11 protein-coding genes and 1 tRNA gene are annotated in these 13159 nt (G+C 50.4%); 6 read left to right on the top strand and 6 right to left on the bottom strand.

The genetic code is table 11. The features are described 5' to 3' along the window. The first annotated feature begins 229 nt into the window (after positions 1-229). From R3E63_07755 to R3E63_07740, 4 genes are read left to right on the top strand one after another with little or no spacing between them, the layout of a single operon-like run. The gene (locus R3E63_07755) at positions 230-694 is read left to right on the top strand and encodes an OB-fold domain-containing protein (protein MEZ5539829.1); all 465 of its coding nucleotides are present in this window, start codon (positions 230-232) and stop codon (positions 692-694) included. A 10-nt stretch (positions 695-704) separates the two neighbouring features. Next, positions 705-1247, top strand: a complete 543-nt coding sequence (locus tag R3E63_07750; protein MEZ5539828.1) for a Zn-ribbon domain-containing OB-fold protein — start codon at positions 705-707, stop codon at positions 1245-1247. Continuing rightward, positions 1240-2307, top strand: coding sequence for a thiolase domain-containing protein (locus tag R3E63_07745; protein ID MEZ5539827.1), 1068 nt, complete (start codon positions 1240-1242; stop codon positions 2305-2307). The genes R3E63_07750 and R3E63_07745 overlap by 8 nt, the downstream gene beginning before the upstream one ends. Next, complete coding sequence (locus tag R3E63_07740) at positions 2222-3478, top strand: thiolase domain-containing protein (protein ID MEZ5539826.1); 1257 nt, start codon at positions 2222-2224, stop codon at positions 3476-3478. Before R3E63_07745 ends, R3E63_07740 begins: the two co-directional genes overlap by 86 nt. Positions 3479-3558: 80 nt before the next feature. On the opposite strand, the gene R3E63_07735 is transcribed toward R3E63_07740, so the two are convergent. Genes R3E63_07735 through R3E63_07725 form a run of 3 tightly spaced genes read right to left on the bottom strand, consistent with a single transcriptional unit; the run spans position 3559 to position 8237 of the window. Beyond that, the gene (locus R3E63_07735) at positions 3559-4260 is read right to left on the bottom strand and encodes a copper resistance protein B (GenBank protein ID MEZ5539825.1); all 702 of its coding nucleotides are present in this window, start codon (positions 4258-4260) and stop codon (positions 3559-3561) included. Then, complete coding sequence (locus tag R3E63_07730; GenBank protein MEZ5539824.1) at positions 4247-5917, bottom strand: multicopper oxidase domain-containing protein; 1671 nt, start codon at positions 5915-5917, stop codon at positions 4247-4249. Before R3E63_07730 ends, R3E63_07735 begins: the two co-directional genes overlap by 14 nt. Beyond that, positions 5910-8237: a heavy metal translocating P-type ATPase gene (locus tag R3E63_07725; GenBank protein ID MEZ5539823.1), complete on the bottom strand. Its 2328-nt coding sequence runs from the start codon at positions 8235-8237 to the stop codon at positions 5910-5912. Before R3E63_07725 ends, R3E63_07730 begins: the two co-directional genes overlap by 8 nt. A gap of 91 nt (positions 8238-8328) precedes the next feature. On the opposite strand from R3E63_07725, the gene R3E63_07720 reads away from it, so the two are divergent. Further along, positions 8329-8742, top strand: a complete 414-nt coding sequence (locus tag R3E63_07720) for a MerR family transcriptional regulator (GenBank protein MEZ5539822.1) — start codon at positions 8329-8331, stop codon at positions 8740-8742. On the opposite strand, the gene R3E63_07715 is transcribed toward R3E63_07720, so the two are convergent. Further along, the gene (locus R3E63_07715; GenBank protein MEZ5539821.1) at positions 8723-9838 is read right to left on the bottom strand and encodes a lytic murein transglycosylase; all 1116 of its coding nucleotides are present in this window, start codon (positions 9836-9838) and stop codon (positions 8723-8725) included. The genes R3E63_07720 and R3E63_07715 overlap by 20 nt on opposite strands. An 11-nt stretch (positions 9839-9849) precedes the next feature. Continuing rightward, positions 9850-10599, bottom strand: coding sequence for a fumarate/nitrate reduction transcriptional regulator Fnr (gene fnr / locus R3E63_07710; protein ID MEZ5539820.1), 750 nt, complete (start codon positions 10597-10599; stop codon positions 9850-9852). A gap of 170 nt (positions 10600-10769) precedes the next feature. Here fnr and R3E63_07705 point away from each other — a divergent pair. Beyond that, positions 10770-10846 (top strand) — tRNA-Val (locus tag R3E63_07705). Positions 10847-10882: 36 nt separating this feature from the next. Here the strand turns inward: R3E63_07705 and R3E63_07700 are convergent. Then, entirely contained in the window at positions 10883-12739 is a 1857-nt protein-coding gene (locus R3E63_07700) for a FimV/HubP family polar landmark protein (GenBank protein MEZ5539819.1), read from the bottom strand. Positions 12740-13159: the final 420 nt, after the last annotated feature.

Genomic DNA, 13159 nt, shown 5'->3' with positions numbered 1-13159 from the left:
TTTACATTTAATCAATATGCACTTAAATAGATATTTCAATATACATCTAAAAGCACACTCATAATAGCAAGCACTACGAACAATTCTCTAGTAGACAGTCACCCAGTGAATGCCTAGGCTATTCGCCACTCGTGGCGCGCTATCGCCCTCACCGATTTCCTTTTTTCACTTTTCCACTAACCGCAACTTTCATTCACCACAACTTTTCATTAACCCTAGGAGACTACGCATGGCCAACACGCATGCCGGAAAACAGTACGACGATGATGTACTGCGCGACGGCTTTGAACTCGGCTTTACCTACACCCGTTCGACCGGGCCCGTCATCGGGGCTTTTCTTACCGGTCTGCGCGACGGCAAGATCGTCGGCATCAAGGGCAGCGGCGGCAAAGTGATCTGCCCGCCGACGGAATACGATCCACAAACTTCGGAAGAATTGACCGAGTTAGTTGATCTGCCTTCTACCGGCACCGTCACCACTTGGAGCTGGATTAGCCAACCACATCCTAAACACGGTTTGACGCAGCCCTTCGCTTGGGCGTTGATCAAAATCGACGGCGCGGACACTGCCATGCTGCACAAAGTGGATGCAGGCAGCGAAAGCAACATGAAAACCGGCATGAAAGTCAAAGTGCGCTGGGCAGCAGAACGCCGTGGCTTTATGACTGACATTGACTGCTTTGAACCGGCTTGAGGACAGCATCATGAGTGATCAAAAACCCGTTGAAGTTAAACCCGTAGAAATCATGGAATCACCGGTCTACATGCAATACAGCTTTGCGGCCGGTCGCGCCACTTCGCATTTTTTGCGTTCACTGAAAGAAGGCAAATTGATGGGGCAACGCTCCTCTGTGACTGGAAAAGTGATCGTGCCACCGCGCGGTGCTGATGCAGAAACAGGAACACCAACAACTGAAGAAGTGGCAGTGCCAGATACCGCCACTGTCGTCACTTTCACCATCGTGCATTTGCCGATTCCAGGCTCCAAAGTACAACCGCCATTTATCGTCGCCAACTTGGTGCTCGATGAAACCGATCAAACTTTTATTCATTTGATTTCCGGTTGCAAAAACGAAGATGTGAAAATCGGTACACGCGTGAAAGCCGTGTGGCGCGATAAAAGTGAATGGGAATACAGCTTCAACAACATTGAATATTTTCAACCGATTGAAGGTGAAGCTCCTATCGACATTAAAGAACTGAAAGCCAAGCGCTTAAAAGAAGTGGAGGCGTACAAAAATGCGTGAAGTAGCGATTATTGCCTATCACCAAACACCGATGGTGCGTGATGCAGGCGCAAAAAATGATGTAGAACTGGTGATGGAAGCCGTACACGGCGTAAAAAATCAGTTAAAAATTACCAACAAAGAAATCGATTTTGTTTGCTCTGGTAGCTGTGACTACTTGGGAGGCGCAGCATTCGCTTTCGTTGGTGCGTTGGATGCCGTTGGCGCTGTGCCACCCATTTCAGAATCGCATGTGGAAATGGATGCAGCATGGGCGTTGTATGAAGCGTGGCTGAAAATTCAAACCGGACATTTCAACACCGCGTTGATTTACGGTTTTGGTAAAAGCTCACACGGCCCGATGCATGAAGTATTGGCGCTGCAATTGGATCCTTATTATTTGCAACCGCTGTGGCCTGATCAAATCAGCCTCGCTGCATTACAAGCGCGCGCGATGATGGATGCCGACAAACTCACTGAAAAACAAATGGCAGAAGTAGTAGCGAAAAGCCGTAAAAACGCAAAAGCAAACGCAAATGCACAGTTGAAAGGTGATTACAGCGTAGAACAATTATTGGCTGAGCCGATGATGTCTTCACCACTGCGTAAACACGATTGCCCGCCAATTACCGATGGCGCATCGTGCATATTTATTGCCACCAAAGAAATCGCAGAAAAAATGCTCGCGGGTTCTGGCAAGCGTCCTGCGTACATCACGGGTATCGATCACCGCATTGAGTCACATCAATTCGGCACACGCGATCTCACGCAATCCACATCCACACGCATTGCTGGTGAACACGCTGGCGTGAAAAAAGGCAAAGTGGATATTGCGGAATTGCACACACCGTTTAGTCACCAAGAATTGCTCGTCAAAGAAGCGCTCGGTCTTGATGACAACACAGTAATCAACCCGTCAGGCGGCCCGCTCGCTGGCAATATTTTTATGTCAGCAGGATTGGATCGTATTGGTGCTGTGGCAACACGCATCATGAATGGCGAAGCAAATCGCGGCGTTGCACACGCAACATCCGGCGCTTGCTTACAACAAAACTTGGTTGCTGTACTGGAGGGTAAATAAGATGGGTAATCCTTGTGCCATCGTAGGTATCGGCCAGACCGAACGCTACAAAGCAAAAATTAAAAAATCCATGGCAGGTCTCGTGCGAGAAGCTGCAATCAATGCGTTAAACGATGCAGGCTGCACTTGGGCTGATATCGACGCCGTGATCATCGGAAAAGCACCTGACTTTTTCGAAGGCGTGGTGATGCCAGAATTGTATTTGGCAGATGCACTAGGTTGTGTAGGTAAACCGATGCTGCGCGTGCACACTGCAGGTTCTGTCGGTGGCTCAACCGCAATCGTTGCAGCCTCTTACATTCAAAGCGGACTGTTCAAACGCGTGCTGACTTTGGCGTATGAAAAACAATCCGAATCGAATGCGATGTGGGGTTTGTCATCACAACAACCTTTTTCGCCGCATTTGAATGCAGGCGCGGGTGGTTTCTTCGCGCCGATTATTCGCGAATACATGAATCGCACCAAAGCGCCTTTGGATATCGGCTGTAAAGTAGCATTGAAAGATCGCACACACGCATTACGCAATCCACACGCACACATGCACGAAGAAGCAGAAAATTTGGATCTGCAAAAATACATGGATTCGTTCATGTTGTGGGAGCCGCTGCGTTTTTCTGAAGTGTGTCCTTCATCGGATGGTGCGTGCGCCATGGTGTTGTGCAACGAAGAACTCGCCACAAAATCTCCCAACAAACCTGCGTGGGTGCATGGCACTGCAATGCGCTCCGAACCGACCATGTATCCGTGGCGCGAAGAAGTAAACCCACAAGCCGGTATCGATTGCGCGAAAGATGTCTATTCACAAGCAGGCATCACCAATCCGCGCAAAGATTTGGATATGGCAGAAGTGTATGTACCGTTCTCTTGGTATGAACCAATGTGGTTGGAAAACTTAGGTTTTTGCGATGTAGGCGAAGGCTGGAAGTTGACCGACAGCGGCGCCACTTCACTCGACCAAGGTGGCGATATTCCATGGAACTGTTCTGGCGGCGTACTCTCCACCAACCCAATCGGCGCATCCGGCATGATTCGTTTTGCCGAAGCGGCACTGCAAGTGCGCGGCATGGCAGACAAACGCCAAGTGCCGGGCGCGAAGAAAGCACTCGGCCACGCTTACGGTGGCGGCGCGCAGTTCTTTTCCATGTGGATTGTGGGCAGCGAAAAACCTTAATGGTTTTTACAACTTACATCCGTTACTTGCACATAAAAAACCCAGCGCGAGCTGGGTTTTTTATTGCTAACTTTTACCACTCAAAACAATAAACGCACACCGGCCGTTAAAGTATTTTCACGGCGGTCATCGCCATCTTCATCAGCCATATCCGCTGTATCGCCCAACAAATGTCGAGTTTCTAATCGAATATACGGTGCAATTTTGCGCGTGATTTCATAGCGCAGTTGCAAGCCTAGCGTCACATCATTAATCCCTGAACCCAAACGCAGATCATCCCTTTCTTGTGATGAGGCATTCAGCTCGGCATAAGGCTGCAATACCAATCGCTGCGTGAATAAAAAATCTTTATTCACTTGTGCGTTCAGGCCCACATTGCCGCCCTCACCCAACAATAAAAACACATCGGTGTTGACATAGTACGGCGCAAGTCCAGAAAAACCTGCCGCAAAATAAGTGGCGGATTCCGGTTTACTGTCATAACGCACACCGGTTTGCACATCCCAAAAAGTGTCGAGGTTATAGCTATACAACAGCCAGTTTTCACTGCGCTCGATGTGCTTATCCGCCATCTCTCCTTCACTTCTGAGTCGCAACTTGTGTTCGTCACTACCTAACCAAGCATCTAAATCCCAGTTAAGTACAGCGTCGTCGCTGTCGTTTACGCCGGCATCAACATCTAAATGCGTTGCGTAAAAAAAGTTTTCATGTTCGTGCGCCACTGCTGTTGTTGTTGCCATACCCAACAACATCGCACTCAATATTTTTTTAATGTGATGCATGATGATGCTCCGTGGATGGCATAGAAACTGGCTTCAATGATGGCTGCGATTTTTTATCAGCATCCAACTTTGCCACCACCACTTTTCCCATCATGCCTGCACGCATGTGATACAACAGATGACAATGAAACGCCCACTCCCCTGGCGCATCTGCTGTCACTAAAACGGAATACGATTTTCCAGGTGCAACAGTGACGACTGTTTTATCTGGCATTTTTCCCGCCGGCTGACCATTATCTAATTGCACAAACATACCGTGCAAATGCATGGGATGCGCCATCATGGTTTCATTGACAAAAGTTAGTTTTGCACGCTCGCCGTATTGCAAATTAATGGGCGGTGCATCTTCCATTTTTTTGCCGTTAATCGTCCAAATATAACGCTCCATATTGCCGCCTAGCGCCACGGTAATTTCACGGCTCCGCTCGCGTTCATCGTGTTGCGTGCCGAGGTAACGCAAATCAGCATAAGACAATACTTTGTCACCTTTCGGCGCACCCGTTTGCGCCCAACCGCTGCGCATCTGCTTAAACATTTCCTGCATTTCTATTTTTGACATTTTGCTGTGATCCATCTTGCTCATGTCGTGCTTCATACCCATATCCGCCATTGTCAACAATGCACGCGGGCGATGTGTTGGCTGCACACCTTTCATGCCTTCTCGTGGCGCCAAAGTTCCTAGCGCAAAACCACTGCGATCTACTGACTCCGCCACGATGGTGTAGGCTTTGTTTTCTGTGGGCTGCACGATCACATCGTAAGTTTCTGCCACACCAAAGCGAAACTCATCCACCGGCACTGGCTCTACATTGCGACCATCTGCCTGCACCACGGTCATTTTTAAGCGTTTGTTTTCTGTATCCAGAATGCGCACATCGTAAAAAGACATCGCCGAGGCGTTAATCATACGCAAGCGCACTTTTTCACCTGCTTTAAAAACGCCGGTCCAATTTTTCTGCGCTGTTTTTCCGTTGACTAAAAACTCGTAGCCGCTGACATCGGATAAATCACTCTGCGCCATACGCATCATGTTCCAATCATGCGCGGATTGACTCGCCAACTTAAAACCTTTCTCTTTCACATCAGCAACAAAATCACCTACTGTTCGGCGCGCTTTGTTGTAGTAATCGGATTCTTTTTTCAAATTAGAAAAAATATTATCTGAAGTTTCTCGACTGAAATCAGAAAACATCACGACGAGTTCTCGGTCTGCTGCGACAGGTTCTTTTTCTTTGGGATGGATAATCAACGCACCGTACAAACCATCCTGCTCCTGCCCTTTGGTGTGCGCGTGATACCAATAAGTACCGTTTTGTTTGACGGTGAAGCGATAAGTAAAAGTTTTTCCTGGCGCGATGCCAGGGTAGCCGCCAAAACCTTTCACGCCATCCATGTACGGCGGTACTAACAAACCATGCCAGTGAATAGAGCTCGGCTCATCCATGTGATTGGTGACATGCACCACGACTTCTTCGCCTTCTTGCCAATGCAGTGCAGGTGCAGGCAGTGTGTGATTTACCGTTAATCGCTGCAGCGGCTCACCCGTGACATTGACGAGCTCTTTGCGAATATCGAGTTGATACTCGCCTGCTTGAGCAGAAAAACACAACAATAGAGAAAATGTGCTCGCAATGAAGCGCAGAGTTTTTTTATTCACGACGCAATCTCAACGCATTTGAAATAACCGATACCGAACTCAAACTCATGGCAAACGCGGCAAACATCGGCGACAACAACCAGCCCGTGAGCGGAAACAACACACCGGCGGCAAGCGGCACACCGAGCGCGTTGTAAAACAGCGCAAACCACAAATTTTGTTTCATATTGCGCACGGTAGCCGCAGACAACTCTCGCGCCTGCGCAATGCCGCGCAGATCGCCTTTTACCAGTGTCACCGCAGCGCTGTGCATTGCTACATCCGTGCCTGTTCCCATCGCAATGCCGATATCTGCTTGCGCTAAAGCGGGCGCATCGTTGATACCGTCGCCCGCCATCGCCACTACGGCACCGGCTTTTTGTAAGCGTTCGACCAAGGCCAATTTATCGGCGGGTGATACTTCGCCGTGTACTTCTTCGATGCCCAAAGTTTGTGCCACAAATTTGGCGGTGGTGCTGCTGTCACCCGTCGCCATCACCACGCGAATACCAGCGGTACGCAAGGCGCGCAATGCTTCTGGCGTGGTGTCTTTGATGGGATCAGAAACGGCGAGCAGCCCCGCCAACGCGCCATCCACCGCGAGAAACATCACACTCGCGCCGCGCGCGCGCAGCGTTTCCGCTGCCGTGTGCAAACTTTGCGAAATCGCTACGCCGTGTTTTTCCATCAACACCACGCTGCCTAATATCAGCGATTGCCCTGCAACAACGCCCGTGACGCCCAAACCAGTGCCAGACAGAAATTGCTTCGCTGTGTGCAGCTTCAAGCCCCGTGCTTTTGCGGCCGCTACCAACGCTTCCGCCAAGGGATGCTCACTGCCTTGATCCAAACTCGCTGCCAACTGCAACACTGCTGTATCACTGTAGCCTTCTGCTGGCATCACGGTATCGAAAGTCGGTTTACCTGCTGTCAGCGTGCCGGTTTTATCGACGATCAAAGTATCGACGCTGCGCAAATGCTCTATCGCCGCCGCATCTTTGAACAAAATACCGCGCGAAGCGGCGCGGCCCGTTGCCACCATGATCGACATCGGCGTCGCCAGCCCCAGCGCACAAGGACAAGCGATGATGAGTACGGCCACGGCGTTGATAAAACCGTACAGCCAGCCCTGCTCAGGCACGAGCAAGCCCCAAGCAAAAAACGACAGCAGCGCAACGCTAACGACAGCCACCACAAAATAACCAGCGACCACATCCGCCATGCGTTGCAGCGGCGCTTTAGAGCGCTGCGCCTGCGCGACCAACTGCACGATTTGCGCGAGCATGGTCTGCGCACCCACTTTTTCAGCGCGCATCACCAATGCGCCACTAGTATTCAGCGTCGCGCCGATCAGGTGATCGCCCACTTGCTTGCTCACCGGCAGAGGCTCGCCAGTCAACATGGATTCATCCACCGCGCTGTTGCCCTCTAGCACCACGCCATCGACCGGCACTTTCTCGCCAGGACGCACACGCAGGCGATCACCTAGCTGCACTTCATTCAAAGGTACATCCTGCTCACTGCCATCGGCTTGGATGCGCCTAGCGGTTTTGGGTGCCAAACCGAGCAGCGCACGAATCGCCGCCGAGGTAGCGGAGCGCGCCTTCAGCTCGAGAATCTGCCCCAGCAGCGTGAGCGAGATGATGACCACCGCCGCCTCGAAATAAACACCCACTTGCCCGTGCTGATGAAAGCTGTCGGGAAAAAGCTGCGGCGCGATAGTGGCCACCACGCTGTACAGAAATGCTGCTCCCGTGCCGATGGCAATCAGCGTCCACATATTCGGGCTGGCTTGGCGCAGAGAATCCACCGCTCGCTCAAAGAAAGGGCGCCCTGCCCACAACACAACGGGCGCGGACAAGACCAACTCCACCCAAGGCTGCACGCCTGCTGCAAACCAGCTGACTGCGTGTCCTGACATCGCCAGCGTGGTGACGATGAGCGTCAGCGGTAGCGTGAACCAGAAGCGGCGGCGGAAATCGATCAGCTCAGGGCTCTTCTCTTCTTCAGCCGTCGGCATCATCGGCTCCAGCGCCATGCCGCATTTCGGACAGGTACCGAAACCCTCCTGCACGATTTCAGGATGCATGGGGCAGGTGTATTGCGCGCCTGGAATTTCCACCGGCGCTGGCGGCTCATCACCCAAGTACGCCTGCGGATCTGCCGCAAATTTCTTCAGACAGTGATTGCCGCAAAAGTAATAGGTTTTGCCTTGGTGTTCGTGATGCAGCGGGGAATCTTTCTGCACCGTCATGCCACAGACCGGATCTTTCAAAATTTCAGGCTCTGCATGACAAGATTTTTTTTGCTGACAGCAACTGTGTGTCGATGGCTCGTTCATGGCGCGCTCCGTCTCTCGTTCTAACTCAGTGGTGGTTCTTTCACGATGCCAAGCATAAACTCCGTACTCAACCCCAGAGTCAAGCATTCCTATGAATACACCCACTCAAGCTTCGCTCACCATTGGTCGCTTGGCGAAACAAGCCGGTGTCGGCGTCGAGACCGTGCGCTATTACCAGCAGCGCGGGCTGCTGCCCGTGCCCGCCAGCAACGGCAGCTATCGTCAGTATCCTATCGCTATGATTGAGCGCATTCGCTTTATCAAACGCGCACAAGAATTGGGATTTTCTTTGGAAGAAATCGGTGAATTATTGACGCTAGATGAACATACGGATCGCCCAACCATTCGCAATATCGCCAGCCATAAAATCGAGCAAATACAAAAAAAGTTAGACGATTTATCGCGCATACAAACGACGCTGCAACACTTAGTCAGTTGTTGCGCCAACACCAGTTTGGAAAAAAATTGCCCGATTATTGAATCGCTTAATTCGCTCGCAAAGTAAGCAAGATTTCTTTGGAGGGATACCCAGTCTGCGGCTGGTTGCGACTGGTTTGATAACGCACAATCGCACGACGCGATTCATCGCCAATCAAACCATCCACCGCGCCACTGTAAAAACCTTTTTGCAGCAGCAAGCGTTGCAGCTCCTCCTTTTCTGTCATGGTCAGCGGCGTGTAAGGACGCACCCAATCACGCTGCGGCGCAGGTTTACCAGCAATGCGATCGGCCAACAACAAAACCGCCAGCGCATATTTATCGGCATTGTTGTAGCGTTTTACCACTGCAAAGTTTTTTTGCACAACAAACACAGGTCCATTATCTCCCTGTAATGCCAACACTTTATTGCCACCTGCATCGCTCATTCGCGAAATTTCATACCCCCAACGCGCGCCCGACTGCCAACCGTTTTTCTTTAACAACTGCGCAGCCGTTGCCAGTGCATCCGGTATGGAATGCCAAATATCGCTTTTGCCATCGCCGTCTGCGTCCACAGCATAAGCGAGATAACTGGTGGGAATAAATTGCGTATGCCCCATCGCACCAGCCCACGAACCTAACAACTCACTCTGCGGCACATCTCCGCGCTGCAAAATTTTCAGCGCGGCAACCAATTGTGATCGTGCATATTTAGCGCGTTTTTCATCAGCATAAGCCAAAGTTGCTAAAGCTTGTGGGATGTAATGTAGGCTATCTGTTTTTTGCAATGCCGCGCCATAGCTGGATTCCATCGACCAAATTGCTAATAAAACATAACGATCCACGCCACTATTGCGCTCTATTGTTTGCAGTGTTTTTGCATATTGCTGCAACATTGCGCGGCCGGTTTGTATGGAGCGCTCTTGCACACGGCTATCCATGTACTCCCACGCTTCTGCGCGAAACTCCGGTTGGTAACGCGCTTTTTCTAACACCGCTGCATCTAGCGTTTTTACATCGCGAAAAGCGCGGTCATAAACATCGGCACGAACGCCTTGTTGCACAGCTTCTGCACGAAAATGGCGAATCCACGCTTGCAAACCTGCATCATCAGCCACACTGCTTTGTGAAAACAAACAAGCAATGGCCACACAGAAAGAAATGAGAAATGAAAATTTCATTAATCGTGTAATCAAGTTGCGTTGGCAGTCACTTTCAGTGCATCCATATCCAAAATTTCGATTTCTCGGTTATCCACTTTGATTACACCCTGCTTTTGTAGACGACTGATCACGCGACTCACCGTTTCCACAGTCAACCCCATGTAGTTACCCATTTCCGCGCGAGACATACTCAAACGAAAACGGCTAGCTGACAAATTGCGATGGTGATGACGCGTGGAAATACTCAACAACAGTGAAGCGATGCGCTCCTCGGCAGAGTTTTTCCCCAACAGCGTGAACATCTGTTGATCGCGTGCAATTTCCTTGCCCATCATTTGGAAAAAGCGGCGCTGCAAAGCGGGCAGTTTTACGCTTAGTTCTTCTAAACGCGAAAAAGGAATTTCACAAACGGTTGAAGTTTCTAAAGCAACGGCTGAACTGCAATGTGAAAGATTACTGATACCATCCAAGCCCATAATTTCACCCGGCAAATAAAAACCGGTGACTTGTTCGGTGCCATCATCCGATGAAGCGTAAGCTTTAAAACTGCCGGAGCGCACAGCATACACAGCACTGAACGGTTCTGACTGATGAAAGAGATGCTCACCTTTCGCCAGTGGACGACCACGCTTCACAATTTCATCCAACTGATCAATTTCTGTCGCATTCAATGCGATTGGCAAACACAGCGTATTTAACCGGCAATCTCCACAATTGGTCAGTTTATTGTGATGACAACGTACGCTTTCCGCTTGCTGATGGGTAATGTTTTCTTGCATGGTCGCTCTCGCGTAATAATCGCATGCAATATCATAGCCAAATATGCCTATAGACTTCAGTGTTTTGTGCGCTGTGATGCGCATTTATGAAGCTATTATTTGGGTTTACAAGATCAATGGGCGCTGGTACATTGCCGCCCCCTGTCTGCGCAGCGAGACAGGTTTTGCAAGGGCATGTAGCTCAGTTGGTTAGAGCACCACCTTGACATGGTGGGGGTCGATGGTTCGAGTCCATTCATGCCCACCAATCTGCCAGAGCGCGCAGATTGGTGGCAGTCATCCTTTAAGAAATTTTACGCAACAAATCCGTTGCTACTTGCTTAAGTTCTGCGTCACCTTCGTCCAAGACTTCCTGCAACAAATCTCTCGCGCTTTCTGCGTCACTCATTTCCAAGTATTGCTTCGCCAGCTCTAACTTCGTGACGACAAAGTCTCTGTCTGTTGCATCCTGAAGCACATCGTCGGAAACAGGATTTGAATCCTCAGCCGCCACTTCTTCAGAAGACTCGTCGCGCAATGGCTCAGGAATTTCTCGAACCGTTGTTGTTGTGACCGAAGACTGTGCTTCTGTGTCCAAAAACAACTCTGGTTCAAAAACAAACGCTTTATCAATGGATAATTCTTCTGCGTCGATCTCAGGCGATGAGGCCTCCGTCAGTGATAAGTCGCTATCCAACAATGTATCGGAATCAATCAAAAGCTCTTCAATTTCAGGGCTGGCAGGCTCATCCACAGGTGTTACTGATGCAGGAGGAGCCTCCGTGTGGATATCAGCCAGTAGTAAATCTAACGCTTCATCCGTACTCAAAGGCTTTTCTTCAACGGCGAGTTCCGCCGCTGTCGATTGAACCTGCTCACTCTCAATTGGCGCTACTGCTGCATCACTCTCATCACTGACGGCTGCAGAAGGCTGCTCAGTGTGACTCACTACTGGAGTAGACGGCGAAACAGCTGTCTGCCGCTTGCGAATAAACCACAATGCAGCACCACCAACGAGCAACAGTGCGATGGTGACGAAAATGGAATTCGAACTACTGCCTGATGACTCTTGTTGCTGAGCTGGCTGGGCAGCAGGTTTAGGCGTCGTGGCAGCTGGAGTTTCTTGCTGTGACGGCTCAGCGGCTGCCTCCGGTGCAGGCGCGGCTTCTTCTGTAGATGGAGCAGCCTCTGCAGTTGGAGCGGGGGCTGGGGGCGTCTGAACCGCTTCCGAAGCTGGTGCAGGAGTCGGTTCTACCGTTGGCTCTGGAACGGGCGCTGGCTCTACTACCGCAGGAGCAACAGGCTGTGGCTGCTCCACAGTTTGAGCAGCTGCACTTGCTTGGTTTTGCTGCTCAGCACGCAAGGCCTGAATTTGTGTATCTTGCTGAATTAATTGCGCATTCGCCGCAGCGAGTTGTTGTTCCAAATCCGCTGCTTGTTTTTTTAACACCTCGTTCTCAGCCACAGCAAGATTGGCTTTCTCTTGTGCGCTGGATAATTCTGCCGTCAATGCCGCTTGTGCCGCAGCATCCGCCGCCGCTTGTTCCGCACTGATCGTTGGAGCTGGAGCTGGAGCTGGAGCTGGAGCTGGAGCTGGAGCTGGAGCTGGAGCTGGAGCTGGAGCTGGAGCTGGAGCTGGAGAAGATACTACTGGTGCTTGCTCTGCAGTCGGCTCACTTTTTTTTTCTATGGTGGCAGTTTTTTGTACTGCTGGGGCGCGCTTGAGTTGTACCGTACCGTAATGTTTTGGCTTGCGGATCGAGCTGTTCTGCGCCAAATCCAGCAGCAGCGTATATTCACGCAAAACACGCCCCGTTGGCGTTGTTAGCTCCACCAAAAAATTCAACGAAGGTTCACGCACAGGTTCAGCAGTTGTCACCAGTAAAGTAGGGTTCCCTGCCTCTGTCGTATCTAGCTGAAACACCAAATGACTTAAATGAGTGCTTCGCTCAACCATGGCTTTGTCAAAATCAGCCTGTGACGCAAGCTTTACAATGACTTCGTTCGGCGACACGTCATCCGCAGAAACCAGTTGGATTCTTGCCACCAACGGCTCATTTAGATTGGACTCCAGCGCGATTTTCCCCAAACCCAACGCATAAGCCTGCCCCGCCACAAGGCTACTCGCCAAGAACAAAGCCTTAATAATTCTATGATTCATCACCCACCAGCCCTCAATTGTTTGACGCATCTTCCTCGAAACAGGTTGAAGATACAGCCGATCCTTATTGTTTTTCAAGGGGTATTTTGCTATAGCAATCAAATTGTCGCAACCGCCTGTCAATGCCACTACAACCTCTGGGTTATCTTTATTAGATCAAAAAGAATAAAATGTGACGGGCATCACAGAAAATTCCATTTATTAATATAGTATCGGAGCTTCGGAAATCACCTATTAGCTCCGAAACGTATCTCACCTAAATGATGCGTTATCTATCCAGCTTAAAAAACAATGAGGAATTTATATGCGACCAAGCCTGAAAACACTGGCCACCATTACTTTAGGTGCTAGCGCCTTAATCTCTACTACAGCTTTTGCTGGGGCTTGCGGTTCTGGTGACCACGCAGATTCGTACAACTT

It is taken from the genome of Pseudomonadales bacterium (genome assembly GCA_041395665.1).
Lineage (GTDB): Bacteria > Pseudomonadota > Gammaproteobacteria > Pseudomonadales > UBA7239 > UBA7239.
This window is presented reverse-complemented; position numbering and strand designations above follow the sequence as displayed.

Coding starts and splice junctions, on each gene's coding strand:
- R3E63_07745 (MEZ5539827.1), top strand. CDS start 1,240: ATGCGTGAAGTAGCGATTATTGCCTATCACCAAACACCGATGGTGCGT.
- fnr (MEZ5539820.1), bottom strand. CDS start 10,599: ATGCAAGAAAACATTACCCATCAGCAAGCGGAAAGCGTACGTTGTCAT.
- R3E63_07740 (MEZ5539826.1), top strand. CDS start 2,222: ATGGCGAAGCAAATCGCGGCGTTGCACACGCAACATCCGGCGCTTGCT.
- R3E63_07750 (MEZ5539828.1), top strand. CDS start 705: ATGAGTGATCAAAAACCCGTTGAAGTTAAACCCGTAGAAATCATGGAA.
- R3E63_07755 (MEZ5539829.1), top strand. CDS start 230: ATGGCCAACACGCATGCCGGAAAACAGTACGACGATGATGTACTGCGC.
- R3E63_07725 (MEZ5539823.1), bottom strand. CDS start 8,237: ATGAACGAGCCATCGACACACAGTTGCTGTCAGCAAAAAAAATCTTGT.
- R3E63_07735 (MEZ5539825.1), bottom strand. CDS start 4,260: ATGCATCACATTAAAAAAATATTGAGTGCGATGTTGTTGGGTATGGCA.
- R3E63_07700 (MEZ5539819.1), bottom strand. CDS start 12,739: ATGAATCATAGAATTATTAAGGCTTTGTTCTTGGCGAGTAGCCTTGTG.
- R3E63_07715 (MEZ5539821.1), bottom strand. CDS start 9,838: ATGAAATTTTCATTTCTCATTTCTTTCTGTGTGGCCATTGCTTGTTTG.
- R3E63_07720 (MEZ5539822.1), top strand. CDS start 8,329: ATGAATACACCCACTCAAGCTTCGCTCACCATTGGTCGCTTGGCGAAA.